Genomic DNA, 22,300 nt, shown 5'->3' on the forward strand with positions numbered 1-22,300 from the left:
GAAATAGAAGATTTGAACTGATATTTTAATATGATGAACTACAAAAAACCTTGGCCGTCCACTACTGGACGATCAAGGTTTTAATGATTCTGTGCAAAGTTGCCATGAACTTCGGTTGTTTCATATACATTGATGAAACTATTAGGATCAATTGCTTTGCAGATTTCAATGACGTCCTTAAGTTCATAGCGCGTCAGTACCATCATAATTACTTGACGCGGTTCATTCGAATAACCACCGTAGCCATTAGTAATGGTCATTCCTCGGTAGATGTCTTTGATCAAAGCAGCTTTAATCGCTTCACCTTCTGTTGTGACGATATTAACTGTGAGTTTAATATGAGATGTATAAATCGTATCAATAGTTTTCCCTGAAATGTAAATAGATAACAGTGTGAGTAGAGCAATGCCCCAGTCGAAGAAGAAGCCGGAACTTAAGACGATAACACCATTTAACAAAGTCAATATTAAGCCGATTGAGACATTGCTGCGCTGTGAAATAATGATGGCAATGATATCCATGCCCCCAGTTGTCCCTGAATACTTGAGAATAATACCGATACCGATACCAAGGATGACTCCGCCGAAAACGACATCCAAAAGCTGATTATCCGACACTTGGATAACTGGTACGAGTGTCAAAAAGACAGAAACCATGATGACACAGAAAATAGTGTTCCACATCATAGACTTCTGCAGCTTCATATAACCTAGTATGAGCAGTGGTAAATTCAGCAGAATATTTAACAGGCCAGTATCAATACTGAATAGAATATGAAAGAGCAGTGCTAGACCGCTGATGCCGCTGCTCAATACTCCATGTGGAAGCAGGAACATATTGAAACTGACGGCAATGATCAAAGAACCTATAACGGTGATAATGTATTTAAGAACGGTAGAATGCATGAACGTTACCTCAACTGTTTTCTTTTATTATAGCAAGAGCGGAGGCTTCTAGATTTCTGACTATTTTAATAAGCTGCTATTTCATTATCAGCGAAAGAAATACACCGATAATGACTAATGGAATAACGAATTTAAGGAGGAAAATCCATAGTTTGAATAATGGCTCCTGATAAGACTGCGTGACCAGCTCGCTATGTGACATGCGCTGATCAAGGACATAGCCGGTAAATAGGGAGAACAGGAGCGCGCCGAGCGGAAGCAGTATATTTGAGACAAGAAAATCCATATTATCAAAAAATGTTCCTGCTAAGAATGTCACGTCACTCAACATACCAGATGACAAGGCAGAAGGAATACCAAGAACGAACAGACCAATAGAGAGTAAGACTACTGCTGTAATCCGTCTGCTATTTTGATTTTTTGTAGCATTTGACACATTGATTTCAAGCAGTGAAATAGATGATGTAATCGTTGCAAAGAAGAATAACATCAAGAAAATCAGATAGAACAAATGACCAAACGGCAGCTGATCAAAGACGTAAGGCAGCACAATGAATAATAGACCTGGTCCTTGAGCAGCTTCAATGCCTAATGATGCGGTTGCAGGGAAAATAGCAAGTCCTGCCAGAACAGTAATGATAAGATTCAGCCCGACAACAGAAAGACCTGACTGGGTCAAATCTGTCTTCTTGTTGAGATAGGATGCGTAAGTAAGCATGCCGCCGAAACCAACCGATAATGAGAAGAACGATTGACCGAGCGCAAACAGAATGCTGTCAGCTGATAATTTGGCAAAATCAGGTTTCAGGAAATAACTGACACCTTCCATGGCATTGTTTAATGTCAATGAACGGATAATGATGATAATGAATGCAATAAACAACAGAGGCATCATTATCTTGGATGCCCGTTCTATCCCATTCCGAATCCCTTTAACAACAATTAAAGCAGTTAATACAATGAATAATGCCTGTCCTCCTACTGCATAGAGCGGATTGCTGATCAGACTGCCGAATACACCTTCGTAATCTTGAGTTGGACTGCCTGTTACCAGTATAACTATCGTCCGGATGATATAGATTAAGATCCAGCCACCGATGACACTATAAAAACTAAGCAGCAGAAAAACACCGATGTTACCTAAATGCCCGATTAAATTATAGGATTTGCGACCTGTTAAAACACCGAAGCTCTGTGTACTGTAAGTATTACTGTGCCGGCCGATGACAAATTCTGATAACAGTAATGGAAACCCGACCAGCATCGTAAATAGCACGAAAATGAATAAGAAAGCAGCACCGCCGTTGTCAGCCATGACATAGGGGAATTTCCACATAGCACCAAGTCCGATTGCTGAACCTGCACTTGCCAGAATAAAACCTAACTTTGAACTCCATTGTGATTGTGTTTCCATTGTCCTACCTCTTTTCATTATTTTTTATCCAACAAAAAAGACCCTGGCATAATATGCCGGGTCAATAAAGAGAGACCGGGCATAGGATGCGTCCGGCCTCCGATGGTTAAGAAGCCGTCATAGATGACTTATATCTATGACGGGCACAAATATAAGTATTATGACAGCTGCCAACCTTTGTTAAGTTGTGTGTATAATAACTGATTCATAGTCTTAACCTCGTTTATTAGAATTTATCTTATATTATCAGTGTTAAAATTTTAAGTCAAGCAGAGATGCATGTTTTCTAAAATAAGGGTATATAAATATATATTAGTTGATGATAGATGATTTAATATGTATAATTCATAAAAATGTTTAAAAAAACAGACAAGTGGAGGTGTAAATATGGACTTAGATAGAGAATTATTACTTTTCATTCTTCATACTATCAATCTTCATAAGACGAATAAACTATCGTTAGAGCAGCTGCAGAATTTGACAGTCAATCAATTCTCGGATGTATCAGAAGAAATCTTTATAGTTCACTTCGAACACTTGTCTGATAAATGTTACTTATCATATCACAATACGTTAGTAGGAAATAACCGTTTGATCTATGATTTAGGCTTGACATTCTACGGTGCCACCGCCTTAAGGCAGCACCTATCAAATAACCAGTTTAAATAACAGTTAAAGTGAATCATCGACGACTTATCTCCATGGGAAGAGCCGCCGATGATTTTTCGGCTAACTTGACTTAATGAGGGTATATGGAGGAAGAAGATAATTGAGGAGGAACTTACATGAGAAAAGAACATATTTCATATTGGACGAAATCATCGCACTTTAACCCATTTCCAAAGTTGACTCAAGATTTACAGACAGATGTTCTTGTCATTGGCGGTGGAATTGCAGGAATTCTTGCTGCTTACCAAATCGCTAAAGCAGGTCGTCAAGTAACCGTTCTAGAAGGTCAGCGTTTAGCACAGGTGACGACGGCTGGAACAACAGCTAAAATTACGGCACAGCACCATCTTGTTTATCAAGATATTATAAAACAACGCAGTGAAAAAGAAGCTCGCCTATTCTATGAATCACAGATGGATGGAATTGAAATTCTTAAAAGTCTGGCAGATGAATATGACATTGATTGTGACATGGAAACTCTATCAAGCATTCAAGTGACTATCGGCGAAAGCGAAAAGAAAATCAAGAAAGAATATGAAGCTTACCAGCAGCTGGGTATCAATGGAACGCTGCATGAAAAAGATATGGGGCTGCCGTTTGAGACGACGATGGGTCTTGAAATGTATGATCAGGCCCAGTTCCACCCATTGAAGTTTTTGTCTGCTATGGTAGATCAATGTGTGGAACTCGGGGTGACTTTCTATGAAGAGACGATGGTCAAAAAAATCGACGGAAATACAGTGGAGACAGAAGACGGTCAGGAAGTCTCTTTTAACCATGTTATATGTGCGACGCATTACCCGATAGCGAATATTAAGCATAACCTTCTACTGCACCTTGAGATTGAACGGTCATATATTGTTGCCGCCAAAGAACATACGCCGATTCCATATGCGATGTTTCAGGTTGCAGACATGCCTGAGCGTTCGTTAAGACACTATATTACAGAAGAGGGAATCGGCTTACTGGTCGGCGGTGAAAATCATGTCGTCGGAACAAAGGATGATGTCTCCCATGCTTACGAACGTCTTGCCTATGATGCCAAAAAACTGTTCAATGTTGATGAAATTACTGATCAATGGTCTGCTCAGGATATGATGACGGCTGACAAAATGCCGTTGATCGGCAGATACAGTAAGAATGATAATACAGTGTTCATTACAACCGGGTACAATAAGTTCGGTATTGCTACTGCTGCTGTCGGAAGTGTCGTATTACGTGACTTAGTGATGGGCACAGCTAACAAGTACGAAGACTTGTTCAAGCCGCAGAGAATTGATACATTAAGCAGCCAGGCGAAAGCGACTGCTAAAAAAGCATTTACAGCTGTTAAAGGTCAGGGCAAGGCGGTAAAAGATTACCGGACTGACCGCGATGCCCTGAAAACTGATGAAGCAGCCATATTTTTAAATGATGGTCAATTTGAAGCGGTCTATAAAGATCGGAACGGAGAAGAACATACTGTTAGTCCGTTCTGCACACATATGGGCTGCGTTCTCAGTTTCAATGATGGTGAAAAAACATGGGACTGTGCCTGCCACGGGTCGCGATTTGACTGCGATGGCAAAGTGTTGGAAGGACCTGCTTCTAAAGATCTCTCTTCTAGATAACGCTATAGAAGTTATGGTAAATTAATAAGGAGCAGTTCGAATCTATCTAAACGTCTACAGAAAGAATGGATACCTATGACTCATCGTGAAGCATTTGTAACCGCCGGAGAAATATACGAGATGGGTGTACCTCCTCATGTATTGTCACTGTGGCTGACCAACGATCTCATTCAGGTCGTTCATAAAAATAAGCTCGAACGATTCTTCTGGAAACACGAAGTAGAAGAATTGATCAAGCGTTATCTTTAAGCAATGTACTGTCCAATAAATACTGGACAGTATATTTTTTTGCGAGTTGGTATAAATGCTGCTTCAGTTGCTGTTCGGAAGTGTCGAGCTGCTCAAGTAGCGCAAACGTCCGGGCTTTCTCAGTATCAGTGGCACGTTTTTTGAAGTAGCCCCAGACATGCTGATAGGCATTGGTCTTTGAACCTTTAGTCGGTGGGGTATTTTTTGCCTGTTCAATCAATGCGTGAAGTGCCTCGTAGCTCGGCTGTTCTTTCATCAAAGCTCTGATAGCTTCGTAACTTGCCTGACTATGATACATCACCAAGTATTTTTCCTCGCGCCAGTACTTCTCAAGTTGTCGTTGTTCAGCCATCATTTGGAGTAAATCTCTCTTAATGCTGCATCAACGTCAGGATAGCTGAATTCAAATCCTTCAGCTAATAATCGTTCAGGAAGCACACGCTGACCTTCGGTAACCATCTGTGCCTGTTCACCGAGAACAGTGTTCATCATCACTTTTGGTACTGGGAACCAGTGAGGGCGATGCAGCACTTTTCCGAGTGTTCGGCCGAACTGATCCTGGGTAGCTGGTTGTGGTGCTGTGAAGTTAAAAATACCTGTTAACCGCTGCTTATAAATGTACAGCATTGCCTCAGTCAGATCATCGATATGGATCCATGATAATACTTGTCTGCCATCTGCGATAGGACCGCCCGCTGCTAAGCGATAAGGCAATGCCATGAGAGGGAGTGCACCGCCGTTTTTCGCGAGTACTACACCGAAACGGCAACGTGCGACATCGGTTCCGAGTGCTTTAATTGCTGCTGCTTCGGCCTCCCACTGACAGACTACTGATGACAGGAAATTATGAGGAACAAAGACGTCACGTTCTGTAAATGTCAGTCGTTTAGCCGTTGGATAATACCCGACTGCACTTGCATTAATCACATAAGGTCTGTAGCCGGTTTGTTCCAAATAGTGACGTAATTTTTTAGTGGATTCAATACGGCTTTTCAATATTTGTTTCTTATATTCTTCAGTCCACCGTTTGTTTAATGTGGCACCTGCCAAATTGATGACAAGGTCAGCTTTTGGCATTTGTTTTATCCAGTCCACTTTTGACCAGTTCACATAAGAAACTTGTTCCGTATTTTGATGGTCAGTTCGCGATAATATCACTACATTGAAGCCTTGTTTTACGAGTCGTTCTGTCAATGCTTGTCCAACTAAGCCGCTTCCTCCGGAAATCACTGCTGTTTCAGCCATGTCAATCACTCCTTAAATAAGTAATCTGTGTAGATGATCATCGTTAAATCGGTCATTGTTTCACATAATTCTTCAATGGGTATGTGGAAGTTCTTGCTGATCCATAAATCATAGATAGATACCATTCCTGAAAGATAAAATGTTGAAATCATGTCCTGATCAATCGCAGCATGAGGTTTAAGATAACGTATTTGCTGCAAAATGATAGGTTTGAATGAACGAATTTCCTTATCCAGCACTCTGCCTCTCAATTCAGGATGTAACTGTGAAAATATATGCTTATTATTATGGATAGCTGTCAGAACCTGCCATACATTGTCGTATATATGTGTTCTTACTTCTGTTGCAGGCAGGTCAGCAGGAACATATCTTAACGCAAAATAGATGTCTTGATTGCACTGTTCAATCAGATCTTCAAACAATGCATACTTATCCTGATAATATGTATAAAACGTAGAACGTGTGATATCAGCACGTTGAACAAGCGCCTTAATGGTGATGTCTTCAATAGTAGCATGGCGAAGCATTTCATTCATGACATCGATGAGATGCTGTCTTGTTTTATGATAGGTTTTGGTAATCAATGCCATAAACAGTATCCTTTCTGTGACTCGGACATTCATTAGTTGATAACTAAATTTTACCTTGAATAGGATAAATAATAAAATATTTTGCAGAATCACTGTTTTGTTTATTTATCGGGTATAGACCAGTAACAAGGAGGTCTGTCGTTTGAAAAACAAAGCTTTAAAAGTGATAACATCGATAGAACGGCTTGGTGTTGCGGAAAAAGGTAGTAAACGTGCCCATGCAAAAGGCGTTAATTATCATGCCGATGTACAATTGAATGAAGAAGGAAGACAGTTGCTTGGTGATATGACTCATGCAATCGTACGATTATCTGATGCACCACCCAGTACGAAATATCCATCATGGAGTGTGTCTTTAAAAGGGTTATCCATGCGTTTATCAGGAAATAATCAGCCTTTAGACCTTGTTTTCGTTACTTTTCCCTATTTTCCGTGGGTTAAAGCGGATTCTATCGTAGAAATTGGAAATTATGCTGTTGCGCTCAAAGAACAAAGTGACTGGCAGGTTAAACTAAATCTCTGGCGTAAAATATTGCAGATAGAAAATTTCCATCAACATATCTGTAAATTCATCCGTCATATGCCTATAGTCACATACCGTACTCATCGAAAATACTATAATTTACATTATTTCAGAACAGTCAATGACGATTTCACTCGGTTTCACGCGAAATATATCAACCACCAAATACTGTTATATACAGAGCGTTATCATCAAGCTGCTTCTATTGAACAAATAAGAAGGGATGAAACAGTTCGTCATATAGGAACGATACGTTTAATCCAGGAAACGGATGAACAGATTGATTATTTTGATGTTATGCAGACCGGAGATTATTTGCGGCCGTTGGATGATGACGAGATATTACTGTTAAGACACTATATGTATAACATATCATATGAACGAAAAAGGAAAGAGAGGGAAAGTCATGAATAAAAGTCGATTAGAATCTATCGTCAATGAAGTGATTCAAGCAAGTTTAGCAGCTGATAGACGAACCGTCATGAAATTCGTAGACCCTCAAATTAAAGACCATACATTGATTGATGATGAAATTATCAAACGTATACAGCGTGTATTGAGTGAACCGGACTCGAGTTATCAACTATCATTTGAAGAGAGTTATCCATTTGTCCGGGCATTGATTATGACAGGCTCTAAGCAGCCGTTAACGCCTGTTCCGTTAGAATGGCAGGTAATAGGTCTTGATATCATATACGATCAAACAGCAGATAAATATTACATTACTTTGAAATAGTCTGAAAATTAATAGTCATAAAAAGAACCAGCCATATATGGCTGGTTCTTTTTATGACTATTTTGATGTGAGGCCTTTTGTACAACATTAATCAAAGGAATTAACAATGATTATTGCTCGTCTTGTGCTTTCTTACGTCTGCTTGTGATAATGCCGACACCAAGAATACTTAACAGCACTGACCAGAATATAACCTGCCATTGCCATGAATGCGGGAAAGCATGAGGCAGGATGTGGATTTTGTCATGTGCAAGCACAAGGACGACTAATTTAATACCAATCCAGCCGACGATAGCAAAAGCTGCTGCTTCAAGACCTGGATATTGTTCGAGGACTTTGACAAAATAATTTGCTGCAAATCTCATCAAAATCACACCTAACATACCACCGATAAACATGACTGCAAATTGTCCTGCGTTAATACCGCCGATTTGTCCGCCGATTTCAGGTAAGGTGACAGCAATAGCAATCGCTGCAAGCATTGAGTCAATCGCAAATGCGATATCTGCAAGTTCAACTTTCAGTACAGTCATCCAGAAACCACTACCTTTTTTCTCTGCTTTCTCTTCAGCGATATTTGGTGTTTTTGGATCATCAGCATGATCTTTCTTCTTGAAATAGGTGTACAGATTTTTAGCTGACATAAACAACAGATAAGCCGCTCCTAATGCCTGCACCTGCCAAATATGTACGAGCAGTGTGATCATGAATAATGACGCTAAGCGGAAGACAAACGCGCCCACTAGGCCGAAGAACAGAGCCTTTCTCCGTTGTTCCTCCGGTAAATGCTTGACCATTACTGCCATAACGATGGCATTGTCCGCTGCAAGCAGCCCTTCCAGTAATACTAACACTAAGATTACCCATGCGTAGGATATAATAATACTCGGGTCCATCATGATTCTCCTTTATATTAAATTGATGAATATAAAAAGACCCATGCCAAATAGAATTGGCAAAGGTCTCGCTAAACATGAGTTTTATAATCCCGGAAGCCTGAGCTTCGTAATGACGGAATGATACAAGGTGTGAACCTTTTTGAGCTACTCCCCTTCGACATAAGTCTCAGATATTCATTTGTGATTATTATATCAGCTTTTTATTGAATTTAAAAGTAATTCTTGTTCTAGCAGTCGTCCGCCTGTCCTGTAGAAAAGTGACTGTTTTGTGGCGAAGGAGGAGAATGTTTTTTCAGAGATAACTAAGGGTAATTATTATATGTACTTTTATTTGTCTGTTACTCGGCATATACGATAAGACTACATAGGAGGAACTTAACTAATGGCTAATGACAAAAATAAACAGTTGGAATCAGTAACTGTGGATACGACTCAGGAAGCGGCATTAACAACGAATCAAGGACTTAAAATGGCGGAAGATGAATTTTCATTAAAAGCAGGCGAACGTGGTCCGACATTGCTTGAAGATTTTCATTTCAGAGAAAAAATGACCCATTTTGACCATGAACGTATCCCTGAAAGAATTGTCCATGCACGTGGTTATGGTGCTCATGGTGAATTTGAACTCTATGAATCGCAGGAAAAGTATACAAAAGCTAAATTCTTAAATGATACTTCGAAGAAAACACCTGTATTTGTTCGTTTCTCAACTGTTGCAGGCTCTAAAGGTTCTCCGGAGACTGTCCGTGATGCACGTGGTTTTGCAACGAAGTTCTATACTGAAGAAGGGAACTATGACTTAGTCGGTAACAATATTCCTGTCTTCTTCATTCAGGACGCCATTAAATTCCCGGATCTGGTTCATGCCATCAAACCGGAGCCGCACAATGAGATTCCTCAGGCTGGAACAGCCCATGATACGTTCTGGGATTTCTTTGCGCAGAATCCAGAGTCTACACATATGACGATGTGGACAATGAGTGATCGCGGTATTCCTAAGAGCTTCCGTACAATGGAAGGTTTTGGTGTGAATACATTCCGTCTGATCAATAAAGAAGGCCAATCACACTTCGTTAAATTTCACTGGAAACCTCTTCTTGGTACTCATTCATTAGTGTGGGATGAGGCACAGATTATAGCGGGTAAAAATATCGACTTCAATCGTGAAGACTTGTATGAAGCAATCGAGAAAGGTGATTACCCTGAGTGGGAACTGGGTCTGCAGCTGATTGCAGAGGAAGATGAGTTTAAATTCGATTTCGATATTCTGGATCCGACAAAAGTATGGCCGGAAGAAGACGTACCTGTTCAAATTGTCGGTAAATTAACGTTAAACCGTAATGTTGATAATGTCTTCGCTGAAACAGAGCAAGTGATGTTCAGTCCAGCTCATGTGGTACCAGGGATTGATTTCAGTAATGACCCGTTGTTACAGGGCCGTCTGTTCTCTTATACAGATACGCAGCTGTTACGTCTCGGTGGTCCGAACTTCCATCAGATTCCGATCAATGCGCCAATCTGTCCATTCGCCAACAATCAGCGTGATGGTTTACATCAGCATCAGATTCATAAAGGGATGACAAGTTATCATAATAATGCAATCAATAACAATAACCCTCATACAACGCCAGTTGAAGAGGGTGGATACGAGCATTACTACGAACGCATCGATGCCCATAAAGTGCGCGCTCGCAGCGAAAGCTTCGTTGACCACTACTCTCAAGCCAAACTGTTCTTAAACAGCTTATCTGAGCCGGAACGTCAGCATTTAACAGATGCGTTCAGCTTTGAAATCGGTAAATGTAAGTTAGACTTCGTTAAACAGAATGCAGTCAACAACTTAAACAAAGTAGATAAGAAGCTGGCAGAAGAAGTGGCATTACGTGTCGGTGCAGAAGTGCCGGAAGCAGATGAAGAAGTGAAATCTGACAAAGCATCTCCTGCACTGAGCATGGAAAATACGGTGAAGAAACTAGATACATTATCAGTAGCTATTGTAGTGACTGAAAACACAGACATTGTTCATGTTGAAACGTTCATTAAAGATTTTGCTGCTAACAAAGTGAACTATAAATTAATAGCAAACCGCCCAGTGAAAATGTCAGAAGGCATCAAAGTAACTGAGACATTCGATACAGTTCACTCAACATTATTTGATGGTCTGCTTGTGCTTGACACAGACGCACCGCTTGCACCACCGCTTAAAGACTTTATAGAAGCGGCAAACCGTCACTATAAAACTATCGGCTACAGCGATAGAGTCGCACCATTGCTGGATACTACTTCGGTTGATAAGAGCCAGCCAGGAATTGTGGAAGTTCGTACACCTCAAGATTATTTGGATCAGCTTGTTATTCAACGACACTGGTCTAGACAGCTTTAATGTAAAAAAGGATTGATCGTTACGATCAATCCTTTTTTATTGCTTTAATATCATTAATAGCAACAATTTTATTCATTTTAATGGAACGTTTCATGGATTCACGTTCAAGTTCCATCTTTTCAATTTCGGCAGGGGTATGCCCGCCAAGTATCCATTGTCTCGTATGCTGAAAGAAATCTTTGTAAAGAAAGTCGAACTGCTCTCTATCTTCTCGAGCGAACTGACCTTTTATTAAAAGACTGATTTCATGCTGAGCACTTTCAAAGTCCGGCGCCCCCATAGTATAGACTTGTATGCTTTCAATGAGGTGGTCCCATTCATCAGGTGATAACTGTGTCTTTTTTTTGAGGAATTTTCCCAGATTTTTCATCTGCGGTGTCTGTAAGTGATGGTCAGGGCCGACAAAATCATAGACTTCATGAGGATCTTTGAACTCGTAGTAAGGAAACTGCTGAAGTTCCTGGAAAGCTTCTTTATCATCTACCCATGAATCAAGTAGTGCATCAACAATATAACCTTCATGGATCTGTAGATCGTAGATGGACAGAAAGAGATCGATACTATCCGCTTCAAAAGTATCTTGATAGGTTTTCTCGTAATGTGCTTCCAGGTGGTCACGGGTGACAAAACCGTAGAGCATCAGATTACTGGAAATAAAAGTGAAATCCTGCTCGTATTTATCCTTTTTCTGCTCGATAGCATCTAAAGGCAGTTTCATCAGCGCTTGTTTTGTATCTTCAGGGATAACCAGATTCTTGTCGATATCGAAAATAATCAGTGCGGCGACCATCTGCCCTAGATCTTTAGGTGAGAGATGAATGATATTATGATTTTCTGATAAAGCATCAGCCAACAACTGAATATCCAGCACTTCTTCTTGAATCAGCAGCTCATAGTAGAGATTGTCTTTTTTGTGGAAACGTACTGAAAGCATATCGATCAATGCTTGACGAGACGTCTCGTCATCAAAATCCAGCTGATAGTACATGGCGCTATCGCGCAATTCTTCTAAAGAGAGTCTGTGGACCAGTTCATCAAATGACTGATCATAACTTGAGTCATAACTGCTGAGTACTTTTTTATGAAGAGGTGCAAGAAACTTTCTAAACATAGGGCTCACTTCCTTAATGTATCTTACAGGTATTGTACCTAATTTAAGGTGAGTGAGATAGTGAAAATAAAAAGCAGTCCACATGTGACTGCTTTTTAGCTGCGACCTTTGAGCATGCCATGCCAGTACATGAGAGGAATCCCTCTCTTTTTAATCTGATAAAGCAGGGGATTCGTCTTGGACTGATCCAGAGGCAGTGATTCCTTAGGCTTTAAATCGTAGCCGAACTCTGCCATAATCGCCTGACCATATTCAGTTGCGATAGGGCAAGCCGTCATGCCGTTATAATACCCTTTCAGTGGTTTGCCTTTTATCTGGGCAATCAGGTTTTGAGCAAGGACAGGTGCTTGTTTACGAACAGCGGCTCCCATCTTGACAGTGGGTAGATTCGTGCAGTCACCGAGTCCGAAGATGTTCTGATGACGGACATGCTGCAGGGTGTATTTATTGACATCTAACCAGCCGGCTTCATCGCTCAGGGTGGACTGTTTAATGACATCTGGTGCACTCATCGGCGGCGTGACCAGGAGCATTTCGAAAGGCAGTGAATAAATTTCGGATGTTGCAAGGTTCTTGAAGGTAGCCGTCTGTTCAGGTCCGTTGACAGCAATTAATTCATGCTGCAGATCATAAGAAATCCCTTTATTTTCAATCTGTTTTTCAATCTCTCTTCTGTATTTCTCAACCGGAAACAGTGAATCAAGGGCGCTCTTAAGAATAAGAGTAGGGCGGTCTTTTTTCTTGTTCTTGAAGAACTCATCGAAGGTAAACAATGAGTTTTCAGGTGCAACTCCCCCTTTAATCGGTGTAGAAGGCTTGGTCACTATGACATTACCAGTTGTTACTTTTTTCAGTGATGCGTAGGTATAGTCCACATAGTCATAGAGATAGTTGGTACAGACATTATTTTTGCCGAGCGTTGCCGGCAGGCCTTCAATTTTTTCGAAGTCAAGCTGGAGACCGAGTGCTACAACAAGGTATTCGTAATTGATCTGTTCGTTGTTATCCAGTCTGATAATACGTTCGACTGCCTGAATGGCGGTTACTTTCTGGTGAAGAAAGTCAGCACCACGAGGAATGACTGACTGCATTTTTTTGCGGCTGTGCTCTTTTTTCTCTGCGCCACTGCCGACAAGGGGCCATGCTGGCTGATAGGCATGATAGTCAGCATGATCGATGATTAAGATATCTTTAATACCTGCTTTAATCACGCGACTGGCAGTTGAAATCCCGCCAGATCCACCACCGAGGATAACGACCTGATATTTTTTATTCATTATGATTCTCCTTTAGGTTTTCGTTTATATAAATAGATAACGATTGCGATAATACCGATGGCCATCATAATATAGAAGAAGTTTGAGTACGTATCAAAAGTGTGCAGGACCTGCTCCCAGTTTTCGCCAAGAGAGTAGCCTAAATAAATCAGCACAGCATTCCAGATGATTGTGCCGACAGTCGTATAAAGTGTGAATGTCACGATATTCATACGGTTGATGCCGGCAGGAATAGAAATCAGACTGCGCACCAAGGGGACGAAGCGGCAAAGAAAAACAGCGATACCGCCATATTTTTTGAACCAGTTATCCGCTTTGTAGAGATCATCCTTTGTCAGTCGTAGAATCCAGCCATAACGCTCAACGATTTTTTCGAGTCTTTTTAAGCCGAGAAGATGTCCCAGGTAATAAAGAATAAGTGCACCCACGACAGCACCTAGTGTTGAAGCTAAAAGCATACCGACAAAATTCAGCTTGTCAGACTGTGTGACCATGAAGCCGCCGAACGTCAGAATGACTTCTGACGGAATAGGTGGAAATACGTTTTCAAGAAGAATGAGAAGGAAGACACCGAAATAACCGAACTGCTCCATCACATCCATAATCCATTGCTGCATAACAAACTCCTTTATCAATGTTATACCCTGAGTGTAACGAATCAGACAAATGAATGCGAATATTATGATAATTACTTTAAAAGATGGAGACAACTTCTTCAGATTTTGAGAATAAAGAAAGTCAGTTGCGGGTATACTTAAGAGGTATATATAAGGAGGTAATAACATGACAGAACTATTCAATGCATCAGAACTGAGTCCGACAGAAAAAATAGGGCCAGGTGTAGTAGGTATCATCGAATTCGCTGTAGGTGATCAAAAAGAATTTACTGGCGAATATATTCCGACTGATATGCGTTTCTTTATGGTAGCAGATATGAATGGACAGCCGTATCAGCGTGTCATCAGCTATGATGACATTAAAGGTGTGGAAGTAGAAGACAGTGCAGTGACTGTCAACTTTGAGATGGGACCGATTCGTATTCGCGATATCGGTAACGGCACTGCGCAAGTATTTGCAGATTATGTCAATGAGCAGCTGGAAAAACGCAAAAAATAAGAAGCCCGCGGGCTTCTTATTTTTTTATTCTACAATTTCAAGTGCGATTTCCATCATTTTAGTGAATGATGTCTGGCGTTCTTCTGGTGTTGTTTCTTCGTGTGTCAATAAGTGATCGCTGACTGTGAAGATACCGAGTGCCTTAACATCGCCGCCTGCATAAGCAGCATTCATGTAAAGACCGGCAGATTCCATTTCCACTGCTAAGATGCCCATAGAGCGCCATTTGTCAGTGGCCTGTGCATTCGCATTGTAGAAAATATCTGATGATAAGACGTTACCTACGTGATTCGGTACCCCTTTTTCATCGGCTAATTGTTTAGCACGGGCCAGTAAGCTATAGTCAGCAATTGGAGAGAAATGGCCTGGTAGACCATATTGTGCGACATAGTTAGAGTCAGTAGATGCCCCTTGAGCGATGATCACATCATAGACATTGATGCCTTCCTGCATCGCGCCGCATGAACCGACACGGATTAAGTTCTTGACGCCGAATGTGTGGATCAGTTCATAAGAATAGATACCGATAGAAGGAATCCCCATACCCGTTCCCATGACAGAGATTTTTTTGCCTTTGTATGTTCCGGTATAACCGAACATGTTACGCACTTCGTTGAACTGTACAACGTCTTCTAAATAAGTGTCTGCGATGAATTTTGCGCGCAACGGATCTCCTGGTAATAGGATTGTTTCCGCGATTGGATTGTTTTCTGGTTTAATGTGAGGTGTTGATTGAGTCATAATGATTCTCCTTTAATGAATGATTTTCATTTCATTCTTAGTATATATAACTATGTAAGAGATTTCAAAAAAAGATATTAAGGTATAATCCTTGAGCAGTGAAACGTCTGGATGTTTAAAATTTTTAATTTGTGTAATAACTATTAGGGTAAATCATATTAAAAATTGGAGTGATTGCAGATGAGCAACAATCAAAATCCGTTAAACGCCTATTATCCAGGCAAATTTGACAAGCAGGAACAGGAAGCACCGGGATTACAGCAAAAAATGACACCAGTACCTGACTGCGGGGAAGAATCATATACAGGAACAGGAAAGCTGAAAGGTAAACGTGCACTTGTGACAGGCGGAGATTCAGGTATCGGCCGTGCAGCTGCCATTGCTTACGCTAAAGAAGGCGCAGATGTTGCTATCAACTACCTGCCGGTTGAAGAAGCAGACGCCCAGGAAGTAAAAGCAGTAATCGAAGCAGCTGGTCAGAAAGCTGTACTAATTCCAGGTGATCTTCGTAATGAAGATTTTAATAAAGAAATGGTGGAAACAGCAGTTAGAGAATTAGGCGGCATTGATATTTTATGCAGTGTAGCAGGTGAACAGACAGCTGTTGAAAAAGTAGAAGATCTATCAACACATCAATTACGTTCAACATTTGAGACAAACGTCTTTTCATTAGTATGGACAGTACAAGCGGCACTTCCGCACATGGACAAAGGCGCATCGATTATCACAACGTCTTCTGTACAAGCTTACAATCCAAGCAAAAACTTGTTGGATTATGCAGCGACAAAGACTGCTATTGTATCAATGACAAAATCACTCGCTTCTCAGCTTGGAGAAAAAGGAATCCGCGTGAATTCAGTCGCACCAGGACCAATCTGGACAGCACTGCAGATTACAGGCGGTCAGCCGCAGGAGAAGATTCCTGAATTCGGTCAAAAAGTAACCTTGCAGCGTGCGGGTCAGCCGGTTGAATTATCAGATGTCTATGTCTTCCTTGCATCGGACAACGCAAGCTACGTCACTGGTCAAGTATATGGCGTGACAGGCGGCGTGGAAATCAACTAATAAAAACACTGAGACTTCTGTCTCAGTGTTTTTATTTAGTATTGTTTCGCAATGTCTGTATGACGAACATCAGTATAAATGACAAGACCATCATAATAATGACCCATAGACCTGCAATAACCCTTTCGTTATTTTCAAGCGCAATGTAAATAGCGGTCGGTAACGTTTGAGTGACACCAGGAATATTACCTGCAAAGATCAATGTAGCACCAAATTCGCCAATTGCACGTGCAAATGCAAAGAGAATGCCTGTCAACAGTGCATTTTTAGATAACGGGATAACAATGGATCTGAAAATTACTACATGATTTGCCCCGTCTACTTTTGCTGCATCGATGACATCATGGTCGACGTTATCAATACCAATTTTCAGAGACTGATACATCAAAGGGACAGCAACAATAGTAGAGGCGATGATTGCTGCATTAACAGTGAATAACAAGTTGATATTGAATAATAAATGTAACCATTGACCTGCAATACCATGCCGGCCGAATAAATAGAGCAGTATGAAGCCGACGACTGTCGGTGGCAGAACCATAGGCAGCATGATGAGCGTTTCAACGATGGATTTCCCAGGGAATGATGTATGGGTCATTATGAACACCAGTACAATACCTATAACAAAACTAATGATAGTAGCAGTGATTGCGACTTTTAATGAAATGTAGATAGGAGATAGAAAATCAGCTGTTAACAATAAATCCATAAGCGCCATACACCTTTTTTGATTGATTGGATTGCAGATAGTTATAGAAGTTCTGTGCTTCCTTGAAATGTTTTGTAGCAGTTACAATGCCTAAAGGATATGTAATAGGAGTGTCACGTTTATCGTCCATTGGATAACGATTTAATTCTGAAGTCAGTGCGTCTGTCTGGTAGACTATTCCGGCATCTACATTACCAGATTCCACATAAGTCAATACTTGGCGGACATCTTTTGTGAAGACGAATTTTTCAGTCAACTGCGACCATAGATGCCATTCTGTCAGAGCTGATTTGGCATACATACCTGCGGGAACTGTTTCAGGTGTGCCGACGGCGATTTTACGTATGTGAGCAGCCGATAATTCCTCAGGACTGGACAGTTGCTGCTGCGACACGATAACAAGCTGATTGGTGAGCACAGATACGGTGTTTTTCTTATGGATAGCATTTGCTGCAATCACTCTATTCATTTCCTTGTTAGAAGCAGAAAAAAATAAATCTGCTGGAGCACCGGACTGAATTTGATTAGCCAAAGTACCTGATCCTCCAAAATTATAGACGATATTAATATGAGGATGTGTTTTTTCGTAGTTCTTTGCTATATCAGTCAGTGCATCTTTTAAGCTGGCGGCAGCAGAAACTGTAATAGTCGTCTGCTCATTTCTATTACTACAGCCTGTGGACATGATAAGACATATAATTAATAATAACCGCTTCAAAACTACACCACCTCCTCTTTAGACTAGTATACATCATAAAAACGATGAGGTATTGCATGTATAGAAACAGAATCATTGTATGTCATTTGAATATAAAGGGTTTAATGAAGCGTAAAAAGGTTATAGATGACTAGTCTGACAAATTTAATTAAGGAGTGTTATAAATGAAAGCAGTAACTTTCCAAGGTAAAAAGAAAATGGAAGTGAAACAGGTTAAAGATCCGATTATTGAAGCGCCGACAGATGCTATTATTAAAATTACAGCAACAGGAATTTGCGGTTCAGATTTACACTTATATCATCAAGGAGATATGATGATGGATCCCGGGTTTGTCATTGGTCACGAACCAATGGGGATTGTTGAAGAAGTCGGCAGCGAAGTGACTAAGCTCAAAAAAGGTGACCGTGTAGTCATTCCATTTAATATTGGCTGCGGTGAATGTTTTTACTGTGTGAATGAGATGGAGTCACAATGTGATAATTCCAATGAAGAACAAGCGAACTGGAAGATGGATAACGGCGGCTTGTTCGGATTCGGTAAAATGCATGGTAACCATTGGGGTGGGCAAGCTGAGTACTTAAGAGTACCTTTTGCAGACTTTTCATCATTCATTGTACCAGACAGCGATATGAAGGATGAACAAGTACTGTTCTTGTCGGATGTTGTTCCGACAGCCTACTGGAGTGTAGAACATGCAGGTGTTAAACCAGGTGATACAGTAGTCATCCTCGGCTGCGGTCCTATTGGGTTGATGGCGCAAAAATTTGCTAAATTAAAAGGTGCTGAGCGTGTTATCGGTGTTGATAATGTAGAACACCGTCTGGAACACGCTATTAGAACAAATTCTGTCGAAGTTGTGAACTTCGATAAAGAAAAAGAAATCGGTAAGTTTTTGCGCGAACAGACTAAAGGCGGGGCAGATGTTGTCATTGACTGTGTGGGGATGGATGGGCAAGTGAGCATTAAAGAACGTGCGACGAACTTAGTGACACCTCAGCGTGGTACAATCAACCCGATTGAAACAGCTGTTGAAGCAGTGCGTAAATTTGGTACGATACAATTAACAGGTGTTTATGCGTCTCCGGCTGCCAATTTCCCATTACCTTTGATTTTCAACCGCAACGTAACGGTAAGAACAGGACAAGCGCCAGTCATTCATTTAATGCCTAAGCTATATGATATGATACGCGACGGTGTCTTTGATCCTACTGATATCATTACACACACGATGAAGTTGGACGATGCAGCTGAAGCTTTTGAAATTTTTGATGAAAAGAAAGATAATAATATCAAAGTTGTACTAAAACCATAGTTTAATAGCGAATTTTATAAAAAGATCCTAAACTTAAGTGATTTAGGGTCTTTTTATAATGGGCTGATGTATCCAACTTTTGTTTGGCTATTTACTTGAGTGGTAAAATGGTGATGAGGTGATAGAAATGGACCGTAATTTGTTTATAGAGACGGACATTGAACGTGAATGGTTTTCGCGTTTTGAAGATAACAAGGAATGGATTAAAGCATCAGCAAAAGAGGCGGATCAAACAGGTCGATTAAATCACAAATTGATTGACTGGTTGCTGGATCACGGTTATAACCGGTTGTCACTCCCAGTTGCAGCAGGTGGTTTCGGCTGCTCTATTAAATCGGTGCTGCTGCTGCAGGAAGTGCTGGCATCATATGACGAATCAACGGCGCTTTCAATTGGCTGGCATCTTGGTGTGGTCGGCGAAGTATTTGAATTTAATCTCTGGTCAGACCGTATGACCGCTCAGTTTACTGAAGATATCTTGGCAGGTGGTATCACGAACCGAGTGGTATCAGAAGCAGCGACAGGCAGCCCGACGCGTGGCGGGAAACCCGGTACAAGTGCAGTAAGGCATCAGGATGGCTGGCTGATAAATGGTGTTAAAACGTATGTCTCTATGAGTCACCGGCTGACACATTATATCGTCGGTGCTTATGTTGAAGAAAAAAACAGTCTGTGCTTTTTCTATATTCCGGCAGACACTCCTGGTTTAGTAATAGTTGAGACTTGGAATACAACAGGAATGCGGGCAACGGAAAGTCATGATCTTGTGCTGACCGATGTTTTTGTTAACGATGATTATTTAGTCGAAGAGAATCGTAAAGGACATGATAATCCATGGCTCATGCATATCCCAAGTGTATATTTAGGAATTGCACAAGGTGCAGTGGATGATGCAGCGCGCTTTGCGTTGTCTCATTCTCCTAATTCCATTACAGGCGTCATTGCAGACTTACCACATATTGAAGCACAGCTTGGAGAAATGGAGCTGAAGTTGATGGCTGCACGGCACTTCCTGTATCATGCAGCAGAGCTCCATGACTCACACAAAGAGCACCTAGTTCCAACATTCAGTGCAGCAAAATATATAGTCGTGAACCATGCGCTGGAAATTGTAGATACTGCCATGAGAATCATAGGTGCTAAAAGTCTTGAACGGGATGGAACTATTGAACGACGGTACCGAAGTGTACGTGCAGGCCTGCATAATCCACCGATGGATGATGCAGTGATCAGATTGCTGAGCAGAGAAGTAAAAGCACACAACGACTATTAAATAATCAAAAAAATGAGAAAAGAGTTGCGAAAGGGTCTTTTTCCGAGTATGATAAAAAAGTAATATAAATGAGAATGAATCTCAATTAGGAGGAAGACAATGAAAAAGTGGTTCGTATTATTAATTGCCTGCTTGTTGACATTAGCAGCATGTGGCAATTCAAATTCTGATGATCAGTCAGAAGATAAAAAAAGCAGTGACTCAACAAGTACCGTCGACTATCAATTAGATAATGGAAAAACGATTGAAATACCTAAAAATCCAAAACGTATTGTATTGATGGGAGCCAGCTATACAGGAAACCTGCTTGATTTAGGCATCAAGCCTGTAGGGGTCGATTCCTATGCTTTTCAGTCTGATATTTTGAAGCCTGAACTTGAAGGTGTAGAACAATTAGGAGCAGGCGATGTTGAAAAAATCGTTGAACTGAAACCTGATTTAATTCTGTCATTTGATACTGATAAGAACAACGATAAATATTCTAAAATTGCACCGACTATTCCATTTACTTATACTAAACATAATTATCTGGATATTCATAAAGAGCTCGGTAAAATTGTAAATAAAGAAAAAGAAGCACAAGCGTTCATTGATCAGTGGAATGAGAAAACAGCCGATGACAGCAAAGAAATAAAAGCTCAAATCGGTGAAGACACAACCGTATCTATCTATCAAATCTTCCAGAAGAAAATTTACGTCTATGGCGATAACTGGGGACGCGGTTCAGAAATCATCTATCAGGCCTTTGATCTGGCTATGCCTGAATCAGTTACTAAAGATGTGAAACCAACCGGCTGGAAAGAAATTTCTGCTGAAGAAATTGGTAAATATGCGGGCGATATTATGATGATTTCAAGTGATACTGGAAAAATTTCAAACAGTATTGTTGAATCTAAAGTATGGAAAAATTTAGACGCTGTAAAAAATAACAGAGTTATTAATTATGACTCAGAAGATTTCTGGTTCAATGATCCTATTTCACTTGAACATCAACATGAAGTACTGAAAAAAGAATTGATGAAAATTGAAAAATAATCATTTCTGCCTTTCTTCAAAATGAAAGGCAGAAATTTTTTTGCGAGTTAATGTAAACTTTTTATTTATTAAGGTTAACAATGTTGTTATAATCATACTAGCTGATGAAAGGGGTATAGTTAATGAAAACAAAGGATTTAGTCGTTGTAGCGCTGTTTACCGCTGTCATTGCAGTGCTGGGTATACTGCCGGCAGTGCCTGTGCCAGCTATCGGTGTACCATTCACATTTCAAAGTCTAGGTATTATATTGGCAGGATGTTTATTAGGACGTAAGCTCGGCGCATTAAGTGTGTTATTGTTCATCATTTTAGCTGCCTGCGGTCTACCGGTTTTAGCGGGTGGACGCGGTGGAATTGCGTTGTTTTTCGGTCCGACAGGAGGTTATTTATTGGCGTTTCCGGTGGTGGCTTACCTCATCGGCTGGTTGACTGAGAACGCGTATCCCGTATGGAAAGTCTTTTTGATTAATAGCTTGATTGGCGCCCTGCTATGTAATTTAATCGGTGGTACATTCATGGCATTTAATATTGGTATGCCGATTGCAGCCGCATTAAAATCGGTGTTGATTTTCATACCTGGTGACTTGGTGAAATGTTTAATTGCCGCTGTGATTGCAGTTAAACTTAGGGAAGTTCCATCTATCAGACGCTATATCCAGCAAGATATCCAATATAACAGTCATTAATTTTCAAGAACGTATGAGTAGTGAAGATGTATT

The 22,300-nt window shown here is 40.6% G+C and carries 24 protein-coding genes; 12 read left to right on the forward strand and 12 right to left on the reverse strand.

Translation table 11 applies throughout. The features are described from left to right. Positions 1-80: 80 nt before the first annotated feature. Positions 81-905 (reverse strand): YitT family protein, encoded by an 825-nt coding sequence (locus tag AC3IPL_RS00580; protein ID WP_489241142.1) that lies wholly within the window; start codon positions 903-905, stop codon positions 81-83. Between the two features lie 76 nt (positions 906-981). Beyond that, positions 982-2,319 carry a sodium-dependent transporter gene (locus AC3IPL_RS00585; protein WP_489241143.1) on the reverse strand — a complete coding sequence of 446 codons (1,338 nt, stop codon included), beginning with the start codon at positions 2,317-2,319 and terminating at the stop codon, positions 982-984. A 387-nt stretch (positions 2,320-2,706) separates the two neighbouring features. Between AC3IPL_RS00585 and AC3IPL_RS00590 the strand changes: the two genes are divergently transcribed. The 3 genes from AC3IPL_RS00590 to AC3IPL_RS00600 all read left to right on the forward strand — a co-directional run bounded on the left by AC3IPL_RS00590 (position 2,707) and on the right by AC3IPL_RS00600 (position 4,847). Further along, positions 2,707-2,988 carry a hypothetical protein gene (locus AC3IPL_RS00590; protein ID WP_489241144.1) on the forward strand — a complete coding sequence of 94 codons (282 nt, stop codon included), beginning with the start codon at positions 2,707-2,709 and terminating at the stop codon, positions 2,986-2,988. 116 nt (positions 2,989-3,104) lie between these two features. Next, a complete protein-coding gene (locus AC3IPL_RS00595) occupies positions 3,105-4,598 on the forward strand; it encodes an FAD-dependent oxidoreductase (RefSeq protein WP_489241145.1) in 1,494 nt (497 codons plus the stop codon). 75 nt (positions 4,599-4,673) lie between these two features. Beyond that, the gene (locus tag AC3IPL_RS00600; protein WP_489241146.1) at positions 4,674-4,847 is read left to right on the forward strand and encodes a hypothetical protein; all 174 of its coding nucleotides are present in this window, start codon (positions 4,674-4,676) and stop codon (positions 4,845-4,847) included. Here the strand turns inward: AC3IPL_RS00600 and AC3IPL_RS00605 are convergent. From AC3IPL_RS00605 to AC3IPL_RS00615, 3 genes are read right to left on the reverse strand one after another with little or no spacing between them, the layout of a single operon-like run. Further along, positions 4,831-5,202 (reverse strand): DUF1722 domain-containing protein, encoded by a 372-nt coding sequence (locus AC3IPL_RS00605; protein WP_489241147.1) that lies wholly within the window; start codon positions 5,200-5,202, stop codon positions 4,831-4,833. The two genes, AC3IPL_RS00600 and AC3IPL_RS00605, sit on opposite strands and share 17 nt — an antisense overlap. After that, complete coding sequence (locus AC3IPL_RS00610; RefSeq protein WP_489241148.1) at positions 5,199-6,092, reverse strand: TIGR01777 family oxidoreductase; 894 nt, start codon at positions 6,090-6,092, stop codon at positions 5,199-5,201. The genes AC3IPL_RS00605 and AC3IPL_RS00610 overlap by 4 nt, the downstream gene beginning before the upstream one ends. 5 nt (positions 6,093-6,097) lie before the next feature. Beyond that, on the reverse strand, positions 6,098-6,682 hold the full coding sequence (locus AC3IPL_RS00615; RefSeq protein WP_489241149.1) for a TetR/AcrR family transcriptional regulator: 585 nt from the start codon (positions 6,680-6,682) through the stop codon (positions 6,098-6,100). A gap of 142 nt (positions 6,683-6,824) precedes the next feature. On the opposite strand from AC3IPL_RS00615, the gene AC3IPL_RS00620 reads away from it, so the two are divergent. Further along, entirely contained in the window at positions 6,825-7,619 is a 795-nt protein-coding gene (locus tag AC3IPL_RS00620; protein ID WP_489241150.1) for a hypothetical protein, read from the forward strand. Then, positions 7,612-7,941 (forward strand): hypothetical protein, encoded by a 330-nt coding sequence (locus AC3IPL_RS00625; protein ID WP_489241151.1) that lies wholly within the window; start codon positions 7,612-7,614, stop codon positions 7,939-7,941. The genes AC3IPL_RS00620 and AC3IPL_RS00625 overlap by 8 nt, the downstream gene beginning before the upstream one ends. Before the next feature lie 110 nt (positions 7,942-8,051). Here the strand turns inward: AC3IPL_RS00625 and AC3IPL_RS00630 are convergent, their stop codons facing one another. Continuing rightward, positions 8,052-8,837: a TerC family protein gene (locus tag AC3IPL_RS00630; protein ID WP_489242217.1), complete on the reverse strand. Its 786-nt coding sequence runs from the start codon at positions 8,835-8,837 to the stop codon at positions 8,052-8,054. Between the two features lie 385 nt (positions 8,838-9,222). Here AC3IPL_RS00630 and AC3IPL_RS00635 point away from each other — a divergent pair, with 385 nt between their 5' ends. Beyond that, positions 9,223-11,223, forward strand: coding sequence for a catalase (locus AC3IPL_RS00635; RefSeq protein WP_489241152.1), 2,001 nt, complete (start codon positions 9,223-9,225; stop codon positions 11,221-11,223). A gap of 25 nt (positions 11,224-11,248) precedes the next feature. Here the strand turns inward: AC3IPL_RS00635 and AC3IPL_RS00640 are convergent, their stop codons facing one another. The 3 genes from AC3IPL_RS00640 to AC3IPL_RS00650 form a co-directional block, all read right to left on the reverse strand. Next, complete coding sequence (locus AC3IPL_RS00640; protein WP_489241153.1) at positions 11,249-12,334, reverse strand: hypothetical protein; 1,086 nt, start codon at positions 12,332-12,334, stop codon at positions 11,249-11,251. 95 nt (positions 12,335-12,429) lie between these two features. Continuing rightward, the gene (locus AC3IPL_RS00645; RefSeq protein ID WP_489241154.1) at positions 12,430-13,611 is read right to left on the reverse strand and encodes an NAD(P)/FAD-dependent oxidoreductase; all 1,182 of its coding nucleotides are present in this window, start codon (positions 13,609-13,611) and stop codon (positions 12,430-12,432) included. Continuing rightward, positions 13,611-14,228 (reverse strand): DedA family protein, encoded by a 618-nt coding sequence (locus tag AC3IPL_RS00650; protein WP_489241155.1) that lies wholly within the window; start codon positions 14,226-14,228, stop codon positions 13,611-13,613. Before AC3IPL_RS00650 ends, AC3IPL_RS00645 begins: the two co-directional genes overlap by 1 nt. A gap of 166 nt (positions 14,229-14,394) precedes the next feature. Between AC3IPL_RS00650 and AC3IPL_RS00655 the strand changes: the two genes are divergently transcribed. Then, positions 14,395-14,727, forward strand: coding sequence for a PH domain-containing protein (locus AC3IPL_RS00655; protein ID WP_489241156.1), 333 nt, complete (start codon positions 14,395-14,397; stop codon positions 14,725-14,727). 24 nt (positions 14,728-14,751) lie between these two features. Here AC3IPL_RS00655 and deoD read toward each other — a convergent pair whose 3' ends face one another. Continuing rightward, positions 14,752-15,468, reverse strand: coding sequence for a purine-nucleoside phosphorylase (gene deoD, locus AC3IPL_RS00660; protein WP_489241157.1), 717 nt, complete (start codon positions 15,466-15,468; stop codon positions 14,752-14,754). 180 nt (positions 15,469-15,648) lie between these two features. Between deoD and AC3IPL_RS00665 the strand changes: the two genes are divergently transcribed. Further along, the gene (locus AC3IPL_RS00665; protein WP_489241158.1) at positions 15,649-16,533 is read left to right on the forward strand and encodes an SDR family oxidoreductase; all 885 of its coding nucleotides are present in this window, start codon (positions 15,649-15,651) and stop codon (positions 16,531-16,533) included. 31 nt (positions 16,534-16,564) lie between these two features. Here the strand turns inward: AC3IPL_RS00665 and modB are convergent, their stop codons facing one another. Further along, entirely contained in the window at positions 16,565-17,242 is a 678-nt protein-coding gene (gene modB, locus AC3IPL_RS00670; protein WP_489241159.1) for a molybdate ABC transporter permease subunit, read from the reverse strand. Then, a complete protein-coding gene (gene modA / locus AC3IPL_RS00675) occupies positions 17,220-17,960 on the reverse strand; it encodes a molybdate ABC transporter substrate-binding protein (RefSeq protein ID WP_489241160.1) in 741 nt (246 codons plus the stop codon). Before modA ends, modB begins: the two co-directional genes overlap by 23 nt. 164 nt (positions 17,961-18,124) lie before the next feature. On the opposite strand from modA, the gene AC3IPL_RS00680 reads away from it, so the two are divergent. The 4 genes from AC3IPL_RS00680 to AC3IPL_RS00695 all read left to right on the forward strand — a co-directional run bounded on the left by AC3IPL_RS00680 (position 18,125) and on the right by AC3IPL_RS00695 (position 22,267). After that, complete coding sequence (locus AC3IPL_RS00680; RefSeq protein ID WP_489241161.1) at positions 18,125-19,273, forward strand: zinc-dependent alcohol dehydrogenase; 1,149 nt, start codon at positions 18,125-18,127, stop codon at positions 19,271-19,273. A gap of 127 nt (positions 19,274-19,400) precedes the next feature. Further along, positions 19,401-20,546, forward strand: a complete 1,146-nt coding sequence (locus AC3IPL_RS00685) for an acyl-CoA dehydrogenase family protein (protein ID WP_489241162.1) — start codon at positions 19,401-19,403, stop codon at positions 20,544-20,546. 99 nt (positions 20,547-20,645) lie between these two features. Continuing rightward, positions 20,646-21,581: an iron-hydroxamate ABC transporter substrate-binding protein gene (locus AC3IPL_RS00690; RefSeq protein WP_489241163.1), complete on the forward strand. Its 936-nt coding sequence runs from the start codon at positions 20,646-20,648 to the stop codon at positions 21,579-21,581. Between the two features lie 122 nt (positions 21,582-21,703). Next, entirely contained in the window at positions 21,704-22,267 is a 564-nt protein-coding gene (locus tag AC3IPL_RS00695; RefSeq protein WP_489241164.1) for a biotin transporter BioY, read from the forward strand. Positions 22,268-22,300: the final 33 nt, after the last annotated feature.

It is taken from the genome of Macrococcus sp. GL_134, assembly GCF_057834705.1.

Coding starts and splice junctions, on each gene's coding strand:
- AC3IPL_RS00580 (WP_489241142.1), bottom strand. CDS start 905: ATGCATTCTACCGTTCTTAAATACATTATCACCGTTATAGGTTCTTTG.
- AC3IPL_RS00585 (WP_489241143.1), bottom strand. CDS start 2,319: ATGGAAACACAATCACAATGGAGTTCAAAGTTAGGTTTTATTCTGGCA.
- AC3IPL_RS00590 (WP_489241144.1), top strand. CDS start 2,707: ATGGACTTAGATAGAGAATTATTACTTTTCATTCTTCATACTATCAAT.
- AC3IPL_RS00595 (WP_489241145.1), top strand. CDS start 3,105: ATGAGAAAAGAACATATTTCATATTGGACGAAATCATCGCACTTTAAC.
- AC3IPL_RS00600 (WP_489241146.1), top strand. CDS start 4,674: ATGACTCATCGTGAAGCATTTGTAACCGCCGGAGAAATATACGAGATG.
- AC3IPL_RS00605 (WP_489241147.1), bottom strand. CDS start 5,202: ATGATGGCTGAACAACGACAACTTGAGAAGTACTGGCGCGAGGAAAAA.
- AC3IPL_RS00610 (WP_489241148.1), bottom strand. CDS start 6,092: ATGGCTGAAACAGCAGTGATTTCCGGAGGAAGCGGCTTAGTTGGACAA.
- AC3IPL_RS00615 (WP_489241149.1), bottom strand. CDS start 6,682: ATGGCATTGATTACCAAAACCTATCATAAAACAAGACAGCATCTCATC.
- AC3IPL_RS00625 (WP_489241151.1), top strand. CDS start 7,612: ATGAATAAAAGTCGATTAGAATCTATCGTCAATGAAGTGATTCAAGCA.
- AC3IPL_RS00630 (WP_489242217.1), bottom strand. CDS start 8,837: ATGGACCCGAGTATTATTATATCCTACGCATGGGTAATCTTAGTGTTA.
- AC3IPL_RS00635 (WP_489241152.1), top strand. CDS start 9,223: ATGGCTAATGACAAAAATAAACAGTTGGAATCAGTAACTGTGGATACG.
- AC3IPL_RS00640 (WP_489241153.1), bottom strand. CDS start 12,334: ATGTTTAGAAAGTTTCTTGCACCTCTTCATAAAAAAGTACTCAGCAGT.
- AC3IPL_RS00645 (WP_489241154.1), bottom strand. CDS start 13,611: ATGAATAAAAAATATCAGGTCGTTATCCTCGGTGGTGGATCTGGCGGG.
- AC3IPL_RS00650 (WP_489241155.1), bottom strand. CDS start 14,228: ATGCAGCAATGGATTATGGATGTGATGGAGCAGTTCGGTTATTTCGGT.
- AC3IPL_RS00655 (WP_489241156.1), top strand. CDS start 14,395: ATGACAGAACTATTCAATGCATCAGAACTGAGTCCGACAGAAAAAATA.
- deoD (WP_489241157.1), bottom strand. CDS start 15,468: ATGACTCAATCAACACCTCACATTAAACCAGAAAACAATCCAATCGCG.
- AC3IPL_RS00665 (WP_489241158.1), top strand. CDS start 15,649: ATGAGCAACAATCAAAATCCGTTAAACGCCTATTATCCAGGCAAATTT.
- modB (WP_489241159.1), bottom strand. CDS start 17,242: ATGGATTTATTGTTAACAGCTGATTTTCTATCTCCTATCTACATTTCA.
- AC3IPL_RS00680 (WP_489241161.1), top strand. CDS start 18,125: ATGAAAGCAGTAACTTTCCAAGGTAAAAAGAAAATGGAAGTGAAACAG.
- AC3IPL_RS00685 (WP_489241162.1), top strand. CDS start 19,401: ATGGACCGTAATTTGTTTATAGAGACGGACATTGAACGTGAATGGTTT.
- AC3IPL_RS00690 (WP_489241163.1), top strand. CDS start 20,646: ATGAAAAAGTGGTTCGTATTATTAATTGCCTGCTTGTTGACATTAGCA.
- AC3IPL_RS00695 (WP_489241164.1), top strand. CDS start 21,704: ATGAAAACAAAGGATTTAGTCGTTGTAGCGCTGTTTACCGCTGTCATT.